Below are 18,613 nucleotides of genomic sequence, written 5' to 3' on the forward strand. Positions count from 1 at the left end.
AAGCCCGCACCAAGACGGTCTCCCGCCGTAGTGCGCCGCTGCCTGGATGGACTCAAACGTCCCCGCTGTCGTGGGGCACACGGTGATCCGGGGAGATCGGTAGCCGAACAACTGAATATCCCCGGCCTGCAGGCGGGGCACTGGAGAGTAAACCGCCAGTGGTGGCGGGACCGCTTCGAACGCGGCACGGGCCGAAAGGCCAGGGGTTCAACTCCTCTGCTCTCCGCTTGAGAAGCAAGCATGGCGATGGGAGTTCACATGATCCTCGACCTGATCGAAGCAATCCGAATCATGTGGGCGCTCATCGCGTTCTGGGTGATCTGATGCCCAGCTTCGAGCTAATCCGTTGGGTCATAGTCCGACTCATTCACATGTGGAGGTCATGATGCCCAACCCACTACTCATCGCGCCCGACATGGCGACCATCGTTACGTACCAGATGGTGCACCCCGAGGCTCGACACTGGGCTTACATGACACCTCGATCAACCAAGGGCGCACGCGGTTACTCATGCTCCGAGGTGAAGATCCTCAGCCCGGTCACGATCACCGAAGAGATGTTCGCCAACATCGAACTGTGCCTACTGCACTTCGAGGTCAACTGATGGCCAACGAACGCAGCACCCGCCGACACAAAGCACTCAGGGCTGAATTCAGGCAGCAATGCGAAAACCGACGCGCAGCATGCCACCTGTGCTCGCAGCCCATCGACTACAGCCTGCCCAAAGACCATCCCGACGCATTCGAGAACGACCACTTCTACCCGTTCTCCACACACCCCGAACTAGTCGACGACCCAGCGAACTTCCGCCCATCCCACAAGAGCTGCAACAGCTCCCGAGGCAACGCAGAGGTCACACCCACGCTCGGACCGCCCAGTGAGCCTTGGTAGTGCGCCTATCACTCGTAGAGTGACAACCCGCCAGTCTCGGTGAAGAAGGCGGTCGCAACGATCGTATGCTCGCGATCCTCGGCAGTTGGGGCTTGCGCATCGACCGAGAAATATCTGACCGAGCGCCAGTTGATGATTTTGACATCTTCGCCCACTCCGTTCGCGTCCTCAAAACAGAAAGACGATATTTCTCCATTCCTGATCCAATCTTTGACCTGCCGAGCCACCTTGTCGGGACTCTCAAGTTCAAACAGAAATCCGTAGATCAGCTCCGGTGAGGACAAATATGCAGTCATCCCTGAATGTTACTGCGATCCACACCAAGCCAGGGGGCCTCGACATCGCTGGCCCAGCCCAGCACGGACCACTTCCACCGGCGAGTGGCTCTCTCCCTCCTACGGGCTGAGGGGGCTCGCGCGCGCGAGTAACCCAGTATCGGAGGTTGCATCATGGCGAGAAAGACGCAACTTTCGGAGGTCAACGCAGCAGTCAGAGCAGCCGATCACCTCAAGGACTCCGAGCAATATCGGGCCTCGATCGAGCAGGCGCGGATGTTGGCGCGGGTCATTGACGACGCAGTTGCCGAGGGGCCGGACGCCGCGACGAAGGCAACCTTCGGTCCGGTGCCGACACTGCACAAAGTGCTCACTGGGTTGGGACTGACTCCGGAAGGTGCGGCGAAGTTGAATCTTCAGTCCGCACCTGAAGGCGACGAAGTGGATGCGATCTTCAATGACCGCCCTGCTCTCAAGTCGGTCTGACCTCAAGGGCTGCACCGAACCTCGACTCTTCACTCCCCCGCTCCGCGAGCTGACTCCGGCGACGAGCGCAGGCTTCGAGTGCATCCGCTTCGCCGAGACCGTCCTTCGGATGACGCTCCTGCCCTGGCAGAAGTGGTTCCTGATCCACGCGCTCGAGCTCAACGACGACGGCACTTTCCGCTTCAAGCGCGTACTGCTGCTCGTCAGTCGTCAGAACGGGAAGACGACGCTGATCAAGGCGCTGATTCTGTGGCGCCTGTTCATCGACGGTGCGGAGTTGGTGATCGGCGCAGCCCAGTCGCTCGGTGACGCCGAGGACATCTGGGAAGACATCGTCGATCAGGCCGAAGCTATCCCTGCGCTGAAGAAGCGGATGTTCAAGCCGAAACGCGTCAACGGCGCCAAGGCGATGCGACTGCGCCCGAACAAGAAGACTCCGACCAAGCGCGGCGGAAAGTACATCGTCGAAACGCTCGAACGTGACGCCGGCCGCGGCAAAACCGCCGACCTGTTGTTCCTCGACGAGTTGCGCGAGCACAAGTCCTGGGAGGCCTGGAATGCGCTGTCATCTACGACACTGATTCCGCCTCGTGCACAGACGGTCTGCGCATCGAATGCCGGTGACGTCCACTCGGTGGTGTTGCGCGATCTTCGGGGCCGCGCCAAGAATGCGATCGAGACCCACCGCACGGACGAGGTCACTCTTGCCCTGTTCGAGTGGTCCGGCCCGGACGGATGCGATCTCGACGACTGGGACGCTCGCGCACAGGCGAATCCGTCGCTCGGTTACACCCTGACACCGGCAGCGCTGCAGGCGGACCGGGAAACGAAAACGGACAACGGTTTCCGTACCGAGAACCTCTGTCAGGAAGTCGAGCAGATCCAGGTCGGCATCATCGACGAGGAGGATTGGCTCGGCCTGATGGACAAGGCGTCTCGGCGCGCTGACGGTACTCGGGTCGCTGTCGCTGTCGATGTGTCGTGGGATCGCAAGCGCGCTCACGTCGCCATCGCCGCTGAGCGCGAGGACGGTCTGGTGCACCTCGAAATCGTCGCCTCCCGCGTCGGTACCAGCTGGGTCAAACCCTGGCTCGTCGAACGCAAGGAGATCGAGGACGGATGGTTCAACGGCCAAGTCGCCCTGCAGGAACGCGGCGCCCCGGTGTCGAGCCTGACCGACGAGCTGACCGACGCAGGCATGACGGTCGTGCCCATCGGCGGCGGCGAACTGTCGAAGTCCTCGGGCGCGTTCTTCGACGCGATCAAACAATGCAAGGTCCGTCACCGCGGCCAGCAGGTCGCAGACGAGTCTGCTCGAACGGTCCGCGCTCGCTCTGCCGGTGATGCCTGGTTCTTCGATCGCAAGAACTCGCCCGGTGATGCGAGCCCGGTCATCGCCGAAGCGTCGGCGTACTGGCTGCTCGGCCAGAAGGTCGAGGAGATCGTCGAATCCGCCTACGAGACAACCGGCCTGTTCACCGTCTAGGAGACCTATGCAGTACAAGCATTTGCACGCCAAACCGAGAGTGGTCGTCAACCTGCTCTCGGGAACATCGATCAGCGGCGTCATCGTCTCTACGCGGGGCCCGCTCGTCACAGTCAAGTCCGCATTCATCCACGAGGACGGCCGCGAGGCTATGTCCGCTGACGGTGAGATCGCCATCGACAAGGCGAACATCGACTTCATCCAAGCCCTGTAGGAGGTGCCGGCATGGCGTTCGTGACCTCCGACGGGAAACTGAAAAGCATCTCGCGGCTGGAGCTTCCACCGCCTGGACGCATTCAGCTGACCGATTCACTCTCGCTCGCATACTACGAGTTGTGGCGGACACAGCCCGCGGTCCGAACATCGGTGTCGTTCCTGGCCCGCAACATCGCCCACCTCGGCCTGCATGTGTTTGCGCGCAAGGGTGATGCGGATCGGCAACGAATCACCGATCATCCGCTCGCACGGCTGCTGTCGAAGCCCAGTCCGTACACCACGCGATACCGACTGATGGACGCACTGATTCACGATCTCGCGATCTACGACATGGCGTTCTGGCAGAAGATCACCACCAAGGACGGTGTCGAAGGACTCGTCCGGATTCCGCCGGACTTCGTCACTCCCAAGGGTGAGAGTTGGCTGACGCCGGAGTACTTCGAGGTGAAGGGTTCGGCCGGGAAGATCGACGTCAAACCTGATCAGATCGTGTTCTTCCGCGGCTACTCCAACACCGGCATTGCAGGTGAGTCCCCACTCGAAGCGCTCCGTCAAACCTTGTCGGAGGAGTACGAGGCGGGCCGGATGCGTGAGCAGGTCCTCAAGAACGGTGCTCGCGTGAGCGGCTACCTCGAACGGCCGGCGCGCACGGCCGGTGTCGCCGACTGGTCCGACACTGCGCGTGAGCGTTTCCGTGAAGGGTGGCGCGCTCAGTACACCGGCAGCGGTCCGCAGTCCGGTGGCACACCGATCCTCGAGGACGGCATGAAGTTCGTCAGCGCGTCACAGACTGCCGAACAGTTGCAGTACATCGAGGCCCGCAAGCTCACCCGCGAGGAAGTCGCAACCGCGTACTTCATCCCACCGTCGATGCTCGGCATCATGGGCTCGGCGACGTTCTCGAATATCCAAGAGCAGCACAAGATGCTGTATCAGGACACTCTCGGGCCGTGGCTGCAGATGATCAAGGAAGAGATCGAACTGCAGCTCGTCCCTGACCTCGCGGACGAGAACGTTTACGTCGAGTTCAACCTGCAGGAGAAGTTGTCCGGTTCCTTCGAGGAACGCGCTGCGGGCATTCAGTCCTCGGTCGGTGGACCGTACATCACCCGCAACGAAGCCCGCGCTCTCGACAACCGCCCACCGGTTCCTGGCGGCGACGAGCTGATCACACCCCTGAACGTCATCATCGGCGGCCAAGCCTCCCCGAGTGACATCACCCCGACCGAGCCCGGCGTCTCCAACGGCACCGAGCCCCTGGCCGACGAAGAAACCGAGGAGGAAACGCAGTGAGAACCAAAAGCACTGCAGCACAGATCAAAGCCGAACCACCGGACGAAGACACCGGCGAGAGCGGCGTCTTCACCGCCTACGCCAGCGTGTTCGGAAACGTCGACAGCTACGGCGAGATCGTCATGCCGGGCGCGTTCAAGGCGGACCTCGAACGGTGGGCCGAGAAGGGTGACCCGATCCCACTTCTGTTCGGGCACAACATGGGTGATCCCGACTTCAACATCGGACACCTGCTCTCAGCGGAGGAGGACGACGTCGGACTGCTCGTCAAAGCGCAGATCGACCTCGACTCTCCGAAGGGTCCGTACACGTACAAGCTCCTCAAGGAGCGGCGGATCTCGCAGATGTCCTTCGCGTTCGACGTCCTCGATGGTGCGCGGTCCCAGCGCCCGAAGGCGGACGGTGACGGCGAGGACGAGGTCTTCGAACTGAAGGCCCTCAAGCTGCACGAAGTCTCGGTGGTGCCGCTCGGCGCCAACCAGGAAACCGATGTCCTCATGGTCAAGGCAGGTCGCGCTCTCTCGTCCAAGAACGAGTCCTCACTGCGCGGCGCCTATGAGGCGATCGGGCAAGTGCTCGACACGCTCCCCCCGGCCGAATCGTCGGAGAAGTCCCCGGCGGTCCATCGCCGAAACCTCGCTGCGGCAGACGCTCTCAGCGCGGAGCTTTCACTTCACTAGCCCTTGAAAGGGGTACGCCATCATGGCATCCAGCATTCGTATTGCCCGGCTCAAGGGCGAGGCCGAAGCGGCCGTCAAGAGCATGAAGCTCATCGCCACCAAGGCCGACGAGGAAGCTCGCGACCTCACTGAAGACGAGCAGGCCGAGTTCGACAAGTACAAGACCCAGGCCGAGGAACTCGTCAAGAACCTCGAGGCCGCCCGTCACGACGTCGAGGTCATCTCGGCGGCAGAGACACTCGCCAAGCAGGTCGGCGCCGAGCCCGTCGAGGAACCCACCTCTGACGACACCACCAAGGCGAAGGCTCAGTCCCTCGGCTTGCAGGTCGTGGGCTCCGCGCAGTTCAAGTCCGCGATGGCGCCGTACAAGGGCGCCGGCCAGGTCCCCGAGCGTTCGCGCTTCCAGACCGACCCGATCGGCATCAAGGGCCTGTTCGTCGGCGCATCGCCTACCTCGGGCGGCGCGTTCGTCACGCCCGAGCAGACCGGCATCGTCGAGATGCTCGGCCGCAAGGAACTGACCATCCGCAACCTGGTCAGCGTTCGCCGCACCGGCTCCGACACCGTGGAGTACGTGGCGCAGACCGCGCACACCAACGCCGCGGCAGTGGTTCCCGAGGCTACGTCCTCGGCGGCACCGACCGCACCGGCATCCGGCGGCGCCCTGATCCCCAACGCCGGAGGCGGCTACAAGCCCGAGGGCAGTTGGGCATTCGAGCGCAAGACCGCGGTCGTCAAGACCATCGCCGAGTGGGTGCCCGCCACCAAGCGCGCACTCGCCGACGTCGCAGCCCTCGAAGGGTTGATCAACGACGAACTCCGCGCCGACATCACGGAGAAGGAAGAGCAGCAGATCCTCAACGGCACCGGTGCCGGTGAAGACCTCACCGGCATCAACGCCACCTCGGGAATCCAGACCCAGGCGTTCGTCGACGACCTGTTCACCTCGGTCCGCAAGGCGATCACCAAGGTCCGCACCATCGGCCGCGTCGCCCCCACCGCGATCGTCGTGTCCCCGGAGGACGCCGAGCTGATCGACCTCGCCAAGGACGGCGAGAACCGCTACTACTACGGCGGCCCGTTCGCCTTCGGCAACCGCACCCTGTGGGGCGTCCCGGTCGTCGAATCCGAGTCGCAGCCTTCCGGTACCGCGACCCTCGGCGACTACAGCAAGGCAGTCCTGTGGGACCGCGAGCAGACCACGGTCACGGTCACCGACTCGCACGCGGACTTCTTCATCCGCAACATGATCGCCATCCTCGCCGAGGAGCGTGTGGCCTTCGCCGTCACCCGCCCGTCCGCGTTCGTGAAGGTCGCGACCCACGCTTAACTCGCTCACCCTGGCCGGTCTGACCACCGGCCGGGGTGGCGGGCCGACCGGGAAGGAGGACGAGATGGAACTCGACATCTACGAAGTGGACGTCAACGGCCGAACCACCACACTGCAACTCACCGCAGAAGACGCGAAAGCTCGTGGTCTGACGCCGAAGACCAAAGCGGCACCCGCGCCGGCCAACAAGGCGCGCACCCGCTCCCGCACCAAGGCGGTCTGACATGGATCCGCTGATCAGTCCCGAACAGTTCACCGCCCTGATGGCCGGGACCGGACTCGAAGAGTGGCGCCTCAACGTCGCCTCTGCTGCGATCCGGTCCTACTGCGGCTGGCACGTCGCACCGGTGCTCGAGGAAACAGTCACCCTCGACGGCATCGGCGGCACCGTGCTGATGCTGCCCACCCTGCATCTGGTCTCGCTGGACGAGGTCCGCGTGCACGGCGAGGTGGTCGGCGACGTCGAATGGTCGCACATGGGTGCGCTGCGAGGGCGGTGGCCGAACCGGTGGCGCTCGATCCAGGTACGCATGCATCACGGTTTCGACGCACCGGCGGATCTGCTCGGCGTCGTTCTCGAAGCGGCAGCGCGAGCGGTCAATTCGGAACTCGGCGGCCAAGCGGAAACGATCGGCCCGTTCAGCTTCTCCGCCTCCGAAGGTTCGACGGCGCTCTTCGATCACGAACTGCGCGTGCTCGACCGGTACAGGTTGGAGCGGCAAGCGTGAGCGAAACAGTGATCCGTATCCGCCGCACACCCGGCGGGCTGGACGACAACAACGATCCGATCCCCGGGGCGGTGACCAAGGTTCCGTTGCGCGCCAAAGCTGTTGCACCCGGCGCTTCCAAACGCAACCAGTCGCAAGAGCGTCAGGGCGAGACGATCGAACACACCGTCTACTTCCTGCCGGCGCCGGACCTGACCGACGACGACGAGCTCGAGATCCGCGGGCTCGTCTGCAAGGTGCGGATCCTCGACTGGCGCTCGGCCTACGGGACGGGACGGCGCGGCATGGAAGTGCTCGCCTACCTCGGAAGGGGGTGACGATGTCCGGCATAGATTTTCAGATCGACCACGACGGCATCAACGAGATCCTCAACTCTCCCGAAGTGCGAGCACTCACCGACGCCGCTGCAGTCGAGATCGCGGCTGCAGCCAGGCAGGTGGCCGGTGACGGCATCCTGATCGAAGCGGACCCGTACACCACCGACCGCCCCGTCTCGTCAGTCGCGATCAAGGAGATCAGCGGTGTTGCCCGACAACTGAAATACGGCACGCTCACCAAGGCTGCCGGAATGGTCGGGCTGACAGTGAGGGGACGATGAAACCGGCGCGCAAGGCATCCGACGCAGTCAAGCCGGTGAAGGAATTCCTCGCCGGAATCCTGGCCACTCGCGAGCCTGGTGTGCGGGTGGCGCTCTCACTCGATTCGAAGTGGGTTCCCGAGGTCGACGGTGTCGCCGCCGCACCGTTTGTCGTCGTTCGGGATGACGGTGGCCCGATGGAGTGGCCGATCTTCACCGTGCCGCAGATCGGTGTCACCGTGTGGTCCAACGGCCGCACCCGATCACGCGAACTCGCAGCCCTGTGTCAAGGACTGCTTCTCGCACATCGAATTCCAGGCATCACCAACGTGATGGCCGGTTCGTCGATCCTCGACGACGTCGACCCGGACAACGGCGGCCGCATCGCCGGTTTCACTGTCCCGGTTCGCATCCGCACCACCCCCATCTAACCGCCTCCCTTCGGAGGAACTGAGCCCTTGAAAGGGGTCATTTGTCATGGCTGTTATCAATCCCGACAACGCGTCGGTCTTCGACGAGGGCGAGGGTTACCTCCTCGATCCCGAGTACACCGGCACGCTCGAAGCTGCCATCCCCGCACCCGGTCAGGCACCCGGTGCAATGTGGCTCGACTTCGGTCTCCTCGGCACCGAAGGTGTCACCTACACGCCCGGTCTCGAAAAGACCTTTCACGACGGCTGGGGAAACCCGCGCTTCAAGGGCAAGACGAGCAAGGGCACGCTCGAACTCTCGCTCAATGCGCTGGAGCAGAACACCGTCACCAAGCGCATCGCGTACGGCAAGCACGAGGGTTACATCTCGCTGCCCAAGGGCTTCCACGCGCACCTGCTGCTCGTCACCCGCGAGGATGACGTCGAAGAGATCGAAGTGACGACCCGTCCGGCGCTGCTCACCTCCGGTGCATGGACGAAGTCCGAGTCCGGTGTGCGGACCTTCCCTATCACCGCGGACCTGTTCGCCGACGCCGAGGGCCGGGTGCTGCGCAAGATCGACGAGGTGAACGCGGGCCCGAAGACGTTCACCGTCACCGTGCCTGCGGGCACCACGGCGGGCACCTTCCCGCTGCGCGTGGACAACCAGACCGTGGTGGGCATCGCCTACAACGCGGCCAACGCGGCAGTGAAAGCAGCCCTCGAAGCTCTTTCCACAGTCGGCGTCGGCAACGCGACCGTAACCGGTTCGGCCGGCGGCCCGTACACGGTCGTCCTCCCGAACGGCGGCACCCTCGCGGCTCCGCCCGCATCGCTCACCCCGGCAGGCGTCGTCACCGTCGTCTCCGCCTGATACCCCGATCGCCCGCCGGTGTGCAGCCCGGCGGGCGATCGGCTCCACCTGCTGCATAACCCTTTCTGCACAAAGGAGTTCGCATGGACACCTCACGCATTCCGCCGACATGGTTCTTCGCACTCGTGATGACGGTCGGCGCACTCGAACTCGCCCGAGACCGGCAGCGGACGTGATTACTCCTCCGCGCCTGCGCACCCCGAGTGACGCCGAAATCAATGCCGCGGCACTCGCACTCGACGTGATCACGCCCGGCGAGCGCCTCCGTCCCCGCGATCGGGCCAAGGTCGCCAAGACCATTCAGATCGCCGAGCAGCTACCGAACGAAGGCGACGAGGACGAACTACCGCCGTCTGATCCCATCGCGCTCATCGCGCAAACCCACGCCGACCTGATCAAGGCCGGACTCACAGACCTCGCCGCCGACCGAATCACGGCGGCAATCGCACCACAAATCTGGCGCGACAACCAAGGAGCTGCACATGCCCTCAAACAATGACTTCGACGACTTCGAGAACACTCCGGACGCCGACGAGCCCACCGCCGCTGAGATCGAGGCCGCTCGCCGCCTCCTCGCGAAGGTGGATCAGCCCAGCGATGTCGAAGACCTCCCTGACGTCGTTGCGCCGCAGGTCGGCGAGGATGTCGAATACGCGTCGGAAGCTGTCGCGCACACCAAGTCCAAGAAGGGCAACCGCAAGCAGCGGCGCTCCGCCGGCAAGATCCCGGACAACGCGCCCAAGCCGCAGGATCACCAGAAGGCCACCGCGGCACGTCAGGGCGAAGCCACCGACGCGACCATCGTCCTCACGTTGTGGGGCGAGGAAATCCGAGTCGACCGCTCCGCTCTGATCGACAACTGGGACTGGCAGCTCGGCGCGATCGGCAAGAACCCGCTGCACATGGTCAAAGGCCTGCTCGGTGACAAGCAATTCTTCTGGTTCTGTGCGCGCTCGCAGGCCGAAGGTAAGCCGCCGATGGAAGCAGCGTCGGAGATCATGACGATGTTCGCTGAGGAAGCGGGCATGGTCAACGAGGGAAACTCCTAGGCCTCCTCGCTGTCCTGCAGTTGCGGGGCGACGACATCGAGGCCGACCTCCGACGGTTCTACCAAACCGATCTGCGAGACCTCTGGCGTCCCGGTGGTGGCGACTCACAGCTGACCTTGCGTCTGCTGTGGGTCTACATCCGCCGACTTCCGCACACCTCAGCGCTCGCGATCTCCGACAACGGCGGACGCATGCCGTGGTCGATCGAAGACCACCTGCTCGCAGACCTGTGGGCACTGCAGGCGAACCGCGGCAAGAAGCGTGGGGCGCGGTGGCACGACTACCCGAACCGCCCGAAACCTACTGCGAAGAAATCGAACTCGAAGCTCGACGACGAGCGGATCAGGCGCGGCCAGCAGCGATTGGCTGAGCGGGCACGCAGACTGGAAGAAGGTACCTGAGCATGGCCAGATCTGTCGGCTGGGCCTCACTGCAAATTCTGCCGACCATTCCCGGCATCGCGAACGAGATCACACGGCAGGTCTCGGGACCGATCCGCCAGGCCGGTACCGCAGCAGGCGCGAGCCTCGGGTCGGCGATGGCCGAGGGCGTCAAGAAGTCCGAAGCCGAAGTGGTTTCCGCGACCAAGAAACTCTCGGCTGAGCGGGACAAGGCCGCGGACTCCTCGAACAAGGTCCGCATCGCCGAACTCAAGCTGCAGGAACTTCGCGACTCCGGCAAAGCGAAGGCATCGCAGATCGCGACCGCCGAAGCAGCGGTAGAGAAAGCGCGACGCGACAACAACAAGCAGGCGGGCGCAGCCGAAGCAGCGGAAACGCAACTCACACAGGCACGCAAGCGTGCCGCCGATGCTGCCGAAGCAGCGGCGAACGCCAACGACGACCTTGCCGATTCCAACGACGATGTCGCCGGTTCCGCCGACCGAGCAGGCGGCGGACTCAAGAGCATGTTCTCCGGACTCGACTCCGGCACCAAGAAGCTCGCCGGTCTCGCCGCCGGTGCCGCGGGTGTCGGCGGCGCGATGGAACTCATGGGCAAGTCCATGGAGCAGGGCAAAGTCGGCTCCAAGCTCGCCGCATCGTTCGGTGAGAGCGCCGAGGAAGCCAAGCGGTACGGCAAAGTTGCAGGTGACCTCTACGCCGGCGGTGTCGGCGACTCGATGGACACCATCCGAGAAGCTGTCTCCGCTGTCGGCGGCTCGTTCGGTTCCCTCGACTCGATGGGCGCTGGGCGACTCGAAGAGCTGACCACCAAGGCCGCAGGGTTCGCCGAGATATTCGATCAGGATGTCGCCGGCGCCGTGCAATCTGCGAGCCAGCTCATGGAGAACGGTCTCGCCGGTAGCGCCGACGAAGCGTTCGACATGATGACCAAAGGCATGCAAGAGGTCTCGGTCAGCATGCGCGACGAGTTGCCCGAAATCCTCAACGAGTACGGCACCAACTTCCGCGCCCTCGGCTTCGACGGCAAGGACGCGTTCAACCTGCTGATCTCGGCATCGCAGGGCGGCGCGATCGCTCTCGACAAGACCGGTGACGCGCTCAAGGAATTCACCATCCGTGCCACTGACGGGTCGAAGTCGACATCCGAGGTGTACGCGGCGCTCGGTGAGGACGCTGAGGCGATGGCCACGAGCGTCGCATCGGGTGGTGAATCGGCGCAGCTCGCCTTGCAGTACACAGCTGAGGCACTGCTCAAGGTCGAAGACCCTGCATTGCAGGCGCAGCAGGCAATTGCACTCTTCGGCTCACCCCTCGAAGACCTCTCCGTCGACAAGATCCCCGGGTTCCTTGCCGGTCTCGCCGGCGCGGACGACGTCATGGGCGACTTCACCGGCACCCTCGACGGCTCGATCGACGTCCTCAACGACAACGCCGGCTCCGCATTCGAGACCTTCAAACGCGGGCTCGAACAAAACGTCACGAACATGCTCGGCGACAACGTTATCCCGCTCCTAGGGAACTTCACCGGCGCACTCGAGGAGAACGAAGGTTCCGCTCTCGCTGCCGTCGCCGGCATGACCGGAATGAGCGGTGCGATCGCCGGATTCGAGACCGCGCAAGGCGCATTCGATTCCGTCAAAGAAGGCGCTATCGGCCTCAAGGACGGTTTCGTCTCCGCTAAGGACACCGCAGTCGGCATGGCTGACAGCGTCAAGAAGGGCGTCACTGCGGTCAAGGACTTCGACGTCGCATCCAAACTGTCGTCAGCCACCACGAAGATCTGGTCCGGAATCCAGTTGGCGTTCAACGTCATCATGTCCGCGAACCCGGTAATGCTGATCGTGATCGGCATCGGCCTACTCGTCGCCGCAGTCGTCCTGATTGCCACGAAAACAACGTGGTTCCAAACGATCTGGGATGCAGTGTGGGGCGGGATCACCGCCACCTGGGACTGGGTGTGGGGCAAACTGCAGGAAGGGTGGGAACTTCTCAAGCAGGCGTTCGGCTCGATCGGCGACAAGGTCACTCAGGTCAAGGACTGGATCGTCGGAAAGTGGAACGAGCTGGTCGACTTCGTCACCGGCATCCCCGGCCGGATCGCAGCAATCGCTTCAGGGATGTGGCAGAGCGTTGTGGATTCCGCTGGCGGCGCCAAGGACTGGGTCGTCGGCAAGTTTGACGAGTTGGTCGGATTCGCAACCGGTCTACCGGGTCGAATCAGAGATGCAGTCTCCGGAATGTGGGACGGTATCAAGGAGTCTGCGAAGTCAGTCTTCAACACTGTCGCAGGCTGGTGGAACAAGAGCCTCGGATCCATTAAATGGACGGTGCCGTCCTGGGTGCCAGGACTCGGCGGAAAATCGATCGGATTCCCGCAGATGCCAATGCTCGCCAGCGGCGGCATAGCTGGGCGCAACAAGGACGGAACACTCTGGGGTCCGGGTACAGGAACCTCCGACTCCATTCTTGGTGTCGACATGTGGGGCATGCCCACGGCACTCGTTTCAACCGATGAGGGCGTAGTCAAAAAGTCCGCCATGGACAACGGTGGATCCGAACTCGTCGGTGCGCTCAATGCCGGCTGGACACCGACCGCGGCCGAGCTGCACACGATGTTCCCAGACCTGCCGAAGTATGCGGGTGGCGGTGTTCTCGGCGGCATCCAAGCTGGCGCCAATCAGCGCAAGCCTGTCGACGTCTACCGGGACTGGAGCATGGTCCCCACAACACCGCGGGCGCCCGCACCTGTCAACCCTGAAGTATTCGGCGGAACGAACTGGACTCCCCCAGTGCAGAACGCGGGCGGCAACGGTGTCCAGAACACCAGTGCGTCCGGCACATCGGGAGTATCCGGTACCTCAGGATCCCCAGGGACACCAGTCGCATCGGGTGCTTCGTCAGGCGGCGGCGGCGTAGGTGAGCCGTACGGTCTTCCTGCTGGCTCCAGCATCAGCTACGGGTCGGCTGGATTCCCCGATTGGGTAACCAGCCTGGCGGGGACCTACGGATTGCAGCCGAGCACGTATCCCGGACACCAGGAGAGCGATCGAGGAGAGGCGGGCTACGCCCCCAATCCAGATCACCTCAACCGAGGGATCGACTGGTCCGGGCCGGTCACTGCGATGCAGACCTACGCCGAGTGGCTGCTGTCGATCGCACCGAGGTCCACAGGGCTCGAGCAGATCATCTGGCAAAACCCGAATACCGGTCAGAAGATCGGTTGGGCCGGTCGAAGTCCGGATGCCAGCGGGAGTTACTTCGCCGCGGACTATTCCGGACATCAGGATCACGTGCATACGCGCACGTCAGCTTCCATCGGCAACGTCGCGCCCGCTGAGGCTGCACCGACAAGTCCTGACACGGCGACGTCGACATCGGGTGTCGCCGGGACGACGTCCACCACCACCGAGACCACCAAGGAACCTGAAGCGCAGAAGGTGTTCTCAGCGCGGGATCGGATCAAGACGATGTTCACGGATGTCGCCGGGATCTGGGCGGACTCTGCGATCGAGATCGCGGGTGTCGGTGAATGGCTCGACCTCGCCGACCGGTACACGATCACCGACAGTGCGAAGTCCTCTTCGACGTCGACAACGGAAACGATGTCGAAGAAGGAGGCGGACGACGCGATCGCCGCGGGCACCGTGCCGCCCGTCGATACGGTTCAGCGCACCGGTCACGATCTGTACGCGTACGAGATCGCCCGCGCAGCGAAAGAACTGGGACTCGGCGAGCATGCCGCTGTGATCGGTGAAGCGACTGCCCTTGTGGAGGTCGGCGACCCGCTCAAGATGTTCGCGAATTCGGGACTTGCTGCATCACTGACGTTTCCGCACGATGCTGTCGGCTCCAACGGCAGCTCGACGGGACTGTTTCAGCAGCAGGACTTCCCCGAGTGGGGCACGCTCGAGCAACGGATGAATCCGTTCGAGAGCGCGAAGATGTTCTACGAGCATTTCCCTCTCGGGTGGGAACTGATGGATCCGGGCATGGTCGCACAGTCCGTGCAGCGCAGCGCATTCCCGGCCAAGTACGGCCAGGCAATGGGCCGCGCCCGCGAGTTGGTCGAAGGCACATCGCTTTTCGATACCGGTGGCGTCTGGGAACCGGGAACCCTCGGGTTCAATGGACTCAACGATCCGGAATTCGTTCTCAAGGACGCTCATTGGAAGGTCGCCGAGGCGAACATCGACAAGGTCGACGAACTAGTTTCTGCCGGTGCAGGTGTCGGCAGTGGTCCGCGGGTGCAGATCACCAACAACAACCATCAGATCATCGCTGACCAGGCGTCCTGGCAGCGTGATCAGGCGAGCCGTGAGCGGACCGCCATCATGCGATTCGGGGTGAATTAGTGCTCGACATTGCCATCATCGGCGCGAACGGCCACCGACTCGACGTCAGTGGCCGTAACGCCGGCAAGCAGGGTGTGATGATCAAAGCCGGTCAACTCCAGGGGATCCTCAACCCGCCGATCAGTAGCGAATGGACGCGGGCGGCAAGGGAGCGTGGCGGTCGGTTCAAGTCTCGGACCTATCCGTGGCGCGATATCACCATGGGCCTTCATCTCTTCGGAGATGAAGGCCCCATGGATATCGAGCAGCTCGACGGGCTGTTGGATCAGATGATCACCGACGCTCCTGACGAGTGGGACGAGGATGAGCAGCTCGCCCGGATCGTCGTGAAGTCCAAGCGCGACATCCGGCGACTGTTCATTCAGCGCTACGACACCACTGATCTGGATCCGGAATTCGATCCGACGCTCGACGATGAGCAGTATCTGAATCCGATCTACAAGGTGCGCTCCGCTCAGCCGTTCTGGGAGGGTCGCACGGCTGTCACGCATTTCGAGGCAACCACTACGTCAGCGTCCGGGTTCATTGCAGTCTCGAATCCGACGCCGATCACCATGATTCAAACGTGGGTCCTCACTCGGGCGCAGTGGAATGTCCCGGACTTCTCGTGGAAGGGCAAGAAGGGCAAGCGCGTTCAGGGCGGCAAGTATGCGAATCGGATCGTGCCACTGCTGCCGATCGATTCCGTTCATGCGGGCGCCCGGATCAACTACGACCCGATGCGCCTGATGCTCGAATCCTGGTCGGGAACGAACCTTCTCGGCGAGAACGGCGGCCGGGAGTTCTTCATGCACAAGATCCCGCCCTTCACCCCGCGCACTCTGCTCCCGATCAGCTACACAGGCGCACCTGCAGGTGGGGCTCGGGCCGAGCTACATCAACCGCGTCTGTGGCCGAAACCATTCGGGGGTGAATTGCTATGACTGCAGTCGATTTCGATCTATCCCTGGCGGAGCAATGCGCCGCGATCATGCTCGAAACAGATCGCGTTCATCGCGAGCTCGAGATGATGCGCCGCACTCCGGCGCTGGTTCGGCTCTGGACCGGCGACAACTGCGACCTCGTCCACGTCATCGAGTGCGAAGACGAGGCCGAATGGGAAGACATCGAACTCGACGCCGGTGTCGGAACACTGAAACTCGACTTCTCGATGCCGCAAGCGCAGTGGCTCAACGACATGTACGGACGCGTGCAGCGCGGCGAGAAGATCAACGTCATCGTCTCGGTCGACTACATGGGCACCCGCTGGTCCGGCCTGATGAAAAGGGTCGGCGTCGCGACCGACGAACTCGGATATTCGCAACTCACGGCGACGTTCCTGTCGGATTTTCAGCAGCTCAAGACGAAGCTGTTGTGGTCGACACCGGTCATGCCAGCCGCATTTCAGCCGATCAAGGTGTTCGGCCTCGCGGGACCAATTCCGTGGGTGGTTCTCGGAGCTCTGCACATCAACCTGTGGCGCGAGAACATGCCATTTCTCACCTTCCCGGATGATCCGCTCAAGCCGTCGGCATGGTGGGAAGGCTTCGACATGTCCACCTGGACAGTCGTCGTTAAACCGGGCAGCTTCATGGACGGCGTTGCCTCCGGGGTGCCATGGGGCAAGCTCACCTCGCGCTTCAAGTACTGGCACGAGGCCGCGACCGCGATGCTCGCCGACGGCGAACTATCGCTGCAGTGGCGCCGCTGGTTCACCGGCGACCCGCTGCCGTGGCCAGGCGCGAAACTTCGTCACGGCGTACTCGTGGTGTGGGTGGAAGACAAGTCCGGTGTGTTCGCCGGAACCGCGAACGGCGGAACATGGTTCGACGGACTCACGCGCACCATCCGCTCGTACACCGACGACTTCGTCGAGGACATCGACCAGGCGACGACCGGCATGCCGACAGTCGGCGACTACCGAATCCCCGGCAAGCGCCTGACCGATCCTCGCGTTCCGTACGCGTACTACCCGCCGGACAGTCCGGGAATCCTGCGCTCGAACTTCGACCAGCAACTACCGGGCCCGATACAGCTCGTCACCGGTGGCCACTCGATGCCCGGCGTCAACGAGACCATGGGCGCGCTCGTGCAAGGCATATTCGATGTCGTCGGAAATCTGTTGCAGTTCGGAAGCATCGGCGGATCCGTCGACCGGATCTTGGCCCCGTTCTACGAGGACACCGTGCTCGCCTGGATTGCGGTCAAGATGTTGCGCCGCGCCCAAACATCGGGCGATTTCCGCGAATTCGAGTACTTCATCACCTCGGGCGGTAAGGCATACACCCTCGACTCGCTCGCAGTCATCCGGCAAGGCGCGTTCGAGACGCGGGCGATCTTCTCCGGGGCGCTGGAAATCATCAATGCCGCACCGTATGTCATCGGGGCCCCCGGCATCGGACACTTCGGGCGCGGCGACCGGGTAGCCACCCGCATTCCCGGCGACCTCACTCAACGCATGCACGTCGAACGAGTGTCGAAAACAGTTCTGTCCTGGGGAGTGGATCGATCGCCGGACATCGCCATCACGCTCGGCGGCGAAAAGCTGCAACAAGATCCGATCCTGCGCCTGATGGCCGAGATCGCGAACAGTAAATCCGAACTCAAGGAAATGGGGGTCATGGGATGAAGAAGGACGAGATACCGCAACGCGAGAGTTGCGACGTCGACGACCCGGAAGAGATGTTCTGGTGGATGTTCGTCTCGATGCCCGGCCTCAAGGGCGCGCTGGCGATGGTCCCACTCGAGTACTACCGGCTGATGTCCAAACGACTGCACGACCTCGGCGCACGCCTCAAGTGTGACGCGTGCGGACACATGGCCAAGCCAACGCTGAAGTTGCGGCTGCCGCAGACCGAGGAGCACTGGATGACGGGCCTGGGCAAGTGGGTGCCGATCGACGAACCCGACCCGCCGCGCACCGAAGAAGCGAAAGAGATTGTGCGCAAGTTGCCCAAGGAACTGCGCGACCAACTCACCGACGCTCTCGACGCCGTCGAAGCCGAAAGCATCGCGAACCCGCACCCACCGACGCTCCAGGAGGAGACATGACCTTCCGCACCGCCTACGGCAACACCCGCTCCGAAAACGGGTGGCGCATGTGCAACCGCGACGCCTGCGAACGCATCCTGATACCCGGCGCCGACAATCAATTCCTCGCTGCGATGATCGTCCGATCAGGACCGTCCGAGGTCGTCCTGCGCGCCTGGGCGATCTGGTACCACCGCAACGTCGAACGCCTCGACCTGTTCAAGTCCGGCGTCGGCGACGACTGGGGATGGTCCGCCGTCAACGACGTCGCGAACTCGAACCACCTCTCCGGCACCGCGCTCGACTTCAACGCCGTGCAATACCCATGGGGACTGCGCACGATGCCAGCCGGGCGCAGGCAGAAGATCCGCGAAGGATTGAACCTGTTCGAAGGCAACATCTTCTGGGGCGCCGACTGGTCCCGCGCCGACGAGATGCACTACCAGCTCAACGGAGGCACAGCATCCGGCGACGGTGCATCCGCGAAGCTCATCGCGTTCGCGCAGCGTCTCGAAGCCGGGTACCTCGGGCTGCTGGCGGGTAAGACCACCCC

22 protein-coding genes and 1 tRNA gene are annotated in these 18,613 nt (G+C 63.3%); 22 read left to right on the forward strand and 1 reads right to left on the reverse strand.

The window, feature by feature from the left end:
* Positions 1-142: 142 nt before the first annotated feature.
* A tRNA-Ser gene (locus ACYP01_RS00010) sits at positions 143-226 on the forward strand.
* Positions 227-385: 159 nt separating this feature from the next.
* Complete coding sequence (locus ACYP01_RS00015; protein WP_459677996.1) at positions 386-604, forward strand: hypothetical protein; 219 nt, start codon at positions 386-388, stop codon at positions 602-604.
* A gap of 295 nt (positions 605-899) precedes the next feature.
* Here ACYP01_RS00015 and ACYP01_RS00020 read toward each other — a convergent pair whose 3' ends face one another.
* Positions 900-1,187 carry a hypothetical protein gene (locus tag ACYP01_RS00020; protein ID WP_459677998.1) on the reverse strand — a complete coding sequence of 96 codons (288 nt, stop codon included), beginning with the start codon at positions 1,185-1,187 and terminating at the stop codon, positions 900-902.
* A 153-nt stretch (positions 1,188-1,340) separates the two neighbouring features.
* Between ACYP01_RS00020 and ACYP01_RS00025 the strand changes: the two genes are divergently transcribed.
* The 20 genes from ACYP01_RS00025 to ACYP01_RS00120 all read left to right on the forward strand — a co-directional run.
* Complete coding sequence (locus ACYP01_RS00025) at positions 1,341-1,652, forward strand: terminase small subunit (protein ID WP_231783153.1); 312 nt, start codon at positions 1,341-1,343, stop codon at positions 1,650-1,652.
* Complete coding sequence (locus ACYP01_RS00030) at positions 1,624-3,138, forward strand: terminase large subunit domain-containing protein (protein WP_459678000.1); 1,515 nt, start codon at positions 1,624-1,626, stop codon at positions 3,136-3,138. The genes ACYP01_RS00025 and ACYP01_RS00030 overlap by 29 nt, the downstream gene beginning before the upstream one ends.
* A 7-nt stretch (positions 3,139-3,145) precedes the next feature.
* A complete protein-coding gene (locus tag ACYP01_RS00035; protein ID WP_214887943.1) occupies positions 3,146-3,352 on the forward strand; it encodes a hypothetical protein in 207 nt (68 codons plus the stop codon).
* 11 nt (positions 3,353-3,363) lie between these two features.
* The gene (locus ACYP01_RS00040) at positions 3,364-4,647 is read left to right on the forward strand and encodes a phage portal protein (RefSeq protein WP_459678003.1); all 1,284 of its coding nucleotides are present in this window, start codon (positions 3,364-3,366) and stop codon (positions 4,645-4,647) included.
* Complete coding sequence (locus ACYP01_RS00045; protein WP_459678005.1) at positions 4,644-5,327, forward strand: HK97 family phage prohead protease; 684 nt, start codon at positions 4,644-4,646, stop codon at positions 5,325-5,327. Before ACYP01_RS00040 ends, ACYP01_RS00045 begins: the two co-directional genes overlap by 4 nt.
* A 22-nt stretch (positions 5,328-5,349) precedes the next feature.
* On the forward strand, positions 5,350-6,657 hold the full coding sequence (locus tag ACYP01_RS00050) for a phage major capsid protein (RefSeq protein ID WP_459678007.1): 1,308 nt from the start codon (positions 5,350-5,352) through the stop codon (positions 6,655-6,657).
* A 64-nt stretch (positions 6,658-6,721) separates the two neighbouring features.
* Complete coding sequence (locus tag ACYP01_RS00055; RefSeq protein ID WP_214887932.1) at positions 6,722-6,880, forward strand: hypothetical protein; 159 nt, start codon at positions 6,722-6,724, stop codon at positions 6,878-6,880.
* Between the two features lies 1 nt (position 6,881).
* The gene (locus tag ACYP01_RS00060; protein WP_459678009.1) at positions 6,882-7,385 is read left to right on the forward strand and encodes a hypothetical protein; all 504 of its coding nucleotides are present in this window, start codon (positions 6,882-6,884) and stop codon (positions 7,383-7,385) included.
* The gene (locus ACYP01_RS00065; protein ID WP_283304311.1) at positions 7,382-7,702 is read left to right on the forward strand and encodes a hypothetical protein; all 321 of its coding nucleotides are present in this window, start codon (positions 7,382-7,384) and stop codon (positions 7,700-7,702) included. Before ACYP01_RS00060 ends, ACYP01_RS00065 begins: the two co-directional genes overlap by 4 nt.
* 2 nt (positions 7,703-7,704) lie before the next feature.
* On the forward strand, positions 7,705-7,983 hold the full coding sequence (locus tag ACYP01_RS00070; protein ID WP_054831592.1) for a hypothetical protein: 279 nt from the start codon (positions 7,705-7,707) through the stop codon (positions 7,981-7,983).
* A complete protein-coding gene (locus tag ACYP01_RS00075; RefSeq protein ID WP_459678012.1) occupies positions 7,980-8,393 on the forward strand; it encodes a hypothetical protein in 414 nt (137 codons plus the stop codon). Before ACYP01_RS00070 ends, ACYP01_RS00075 begins: the two co-directional genes overlap by 4 nt.
* Positions 8,394-8,439: 46 nt before the next feature.
* Complete coding sequence (locus ACYP01_RS00080) at positions 8,440-9,246, forward strand: hypothetical protein (RefSeq protein ID WP_459678014.1); 807 nt, start codon at positions 8,440-8,442, stop codon at positions 9,244-9,246.
* A gap of 172 nt (positions 9,247-9,418) precedes the next feature.
* Entirely contained in the window at positions 9,419-9,745 is a 327-nt protein-coding gene (locus ACYP01_RS00085; protein WP_459678016.1) for a hypothetical protein, read from the forward strand.
* On the forward strand, positions 9,729-10,295 hold the full coding sequence (locus ACYP01_RS00090) for a hypothetical protein (RefSeq protein WP_459678018.1): 567 nt from the start codon (positions 9,729-9,731) through the stop codon (positions 10,293-10,295). The genes ACYP01_RS00085 and ACYP01_RS00090 overlap by 17 nt, the downstream gene beginning before the upstream one ends.
* A 20-nt stretch (positions 10,296-10,315) precedes the next feature.
* Positions 10,316-10,696: a hypothetical protein gene (locus ACYP01_RS00095; RefSeq protein ID WP_459678020.1), complete on the forward strand. Its 381-nt coding sequence runs from the start codon at positions 10,316-10,318 to the stop codon at positions 10,694-10,696.
* Positions 10,697-10,698: 2 nt separating this feature from the next.
* Complete coding sequence (locus ACYP01_RS00100; RefSeq protein WP_459678022.1) at positions 10,699-15,051, forward strand: phage tail tape measure protein; 4,353 nt, start codon at positions 10,699-10,701, stop codon at positions 15,049-15,051.
* Positions 15,051-15,974, forward strand: a complete 924-nt coding sequence (locus ACYP01_RS00105; RefSeq protein WP_459678024.1) for a hypothetical protein — start codon at positions 15,051-15,053, stop codon at positions 15,972-15,974. Before ACYP01_RS00100 ends, ACYP01_RS00105 begins: the two co-directional genes overlap by 1 nt.
* On the forward strand, positions 15,971-17,659 hold the full coding sequence (locus tag ACYP01_RS00110) for a Gp37-like protein (RefSeq protein ID WP_459678026.1): 1,689 nt from the start codon (positions 15,971-15,973) through the stop codon (positions 17,657-17,659). Before ACYP01_RS00105 ends, ACYP01_RS00110 begins: the two co-directional genes overlap by 4 nt.
* The gene (locus ACYP01_RS00115) at positions 17,656-18,081 is read left to right on the forward strand and encodes a phage gene 29 protein family protein (RefSeq protein ID WP_459678028.1); all 426 of its coding nucleotides are present in this window, start codon (positions 17,656-17,658) and stop codon (positions 18,079-18,081) included. Before ACYP01_RS00110 ends, ACYP01_RS00115 begins: the two co-directional genes overlap by 4 nt.
* Positions 18,078-18,613 (forward strand): M15 family metallopeptidase (locus tag ACYP01_RS00120; protein WP_459678030.1); only part of this gene is annotated, 536 nt, incomplete at its 3' end. The genes ACYP01_RS00115 and ACYP01_RS00120, both read left to right, overlap by 4 nt.

This window comes from Rhodococcus sp. no. 34 (genome assembly GCF_054589475.1).

What these genes read in the sequence shown, in the direction of transcription:
- ACYP01_RS00070 (WP_054831592.1), top strand. Translation starts at nt 7,705, where the DNA reads ATGTCCGGCATAGATTTTCAGATCGACCACGACGGCATCAACGAGATC.
- ACYP01_RS00015 (WP_459677996.1), top strand. Translation starts at nt 386, where the DNA reads ATGCCCAACCCACTACTCATCGCGCCCGACATGGCGACCATCGTTACG.
- ACYP01_RS00080 (WP_459678014.1), top strand. Translation starts at nt 8,440, where the DNA reads ATGGCTGTTATCAATCCCGACAACGCGTCGGTCTTCGACGAGGGCGAG.
- ACYP01_RS00090 (WP_459678018.1), top strand. Translation starts at nt 9,729, where the DNA reads ATGCCCTCAAACAATGACTTCGACGACTTCGAGAACACTCCGGACGCC.
- ACYP01_RS00115 (WP_459678028.1), top strand. Translation starts at nt 17,656, where the DNA reads ATGAAGAAGGACGAGATACCGCAACGCGAGAGTTGCGACGTCGACGAC.
- ACYP01_RS00030 (WP_459678000.1), top strand. Translation starts at nt 1,624, where the DNA reads ATGACCGCCCTGCTCTCAAGTCGGTCTGACCTCAAGGGCTGCACCGAA.
- ACYP01_RS00040 (WP_459678003.1), top strand. Translation starts at nt 3,364, where the DNA reads ATGGCGTTCGTGACCTCCGACGGGAAACTGAAAAGCATCTCGCGGCTG.
- ACYP01_RS00075 (WP_459678012.1), top strand. Translation starts at nt 7,980, where the DNA reads ATGAAACCGGCGCGCAAGGCATCCGACGCAGTCAAGCCGGTGAAGGAA.
- ACYP01_RS00025 (WP_231783153.1), top strand. Translation starts at nt 1,341, where the DNA reads ATGGCGAGAAAGACGCAACTTTCGGAGGTCAACGCAGCAGTCAGAGCA.
- ACYP01_RS00100 (WP_459678022.1), top strand. Translation starts at nt 10,699, where the DNA reads ATGGCCAGATCTGTCGGCTGGGCCTCACTGCAAATTCTGCCGACCATT.
- ACYP01_RS00035 (WP_214887943.1), top strand. Translation starts at nt 3,146, where the DNA reads ATGCAGTACAAGCATTTGCACGCCAAACCGAGAGTGGTCGTCAACCTG.
- ACYP01_RS00110 (WP_459678026.1), top strand. Translation starts at nt 15,971, where the DNA reads ATGACTGCAGTCGATTTCGATCTATCCCTGGCGGAGCAATGCGCCGCG.
- ACYP01_RS00020 (WP_459677998.1), bottom strand. Translation starts at nt 1,187, where the DNA reads ATGACTGCATATTTGTCCTCACCGGAGCTGATCTACGGATTTCTGTTT.
- ACYP01_RS00055 (WP_214887932.1), top strand. Translation starts at nt 6,722, where the DNA reads ATGGAACTCGACATCTACGAAGTGGACGTCAACGGCCGAACCACCACA.
- ACYP01_RS00060 (WP_459678009.1), top strand. Translation starts at nt 6,882, where the DNA reads ATGGATCCGCTGATCAGTCCCGAACAGTTCACCGCCCTGATGGCCGGG.
- ACYP01_RS00050 (WP_459678007.1), top strand. Translation starts at nt 5,350, where the DNA reads ATGGCATCCAGCATTCGTATTGCCCGGCTCAAGGGCGAGGCCGAAGCG.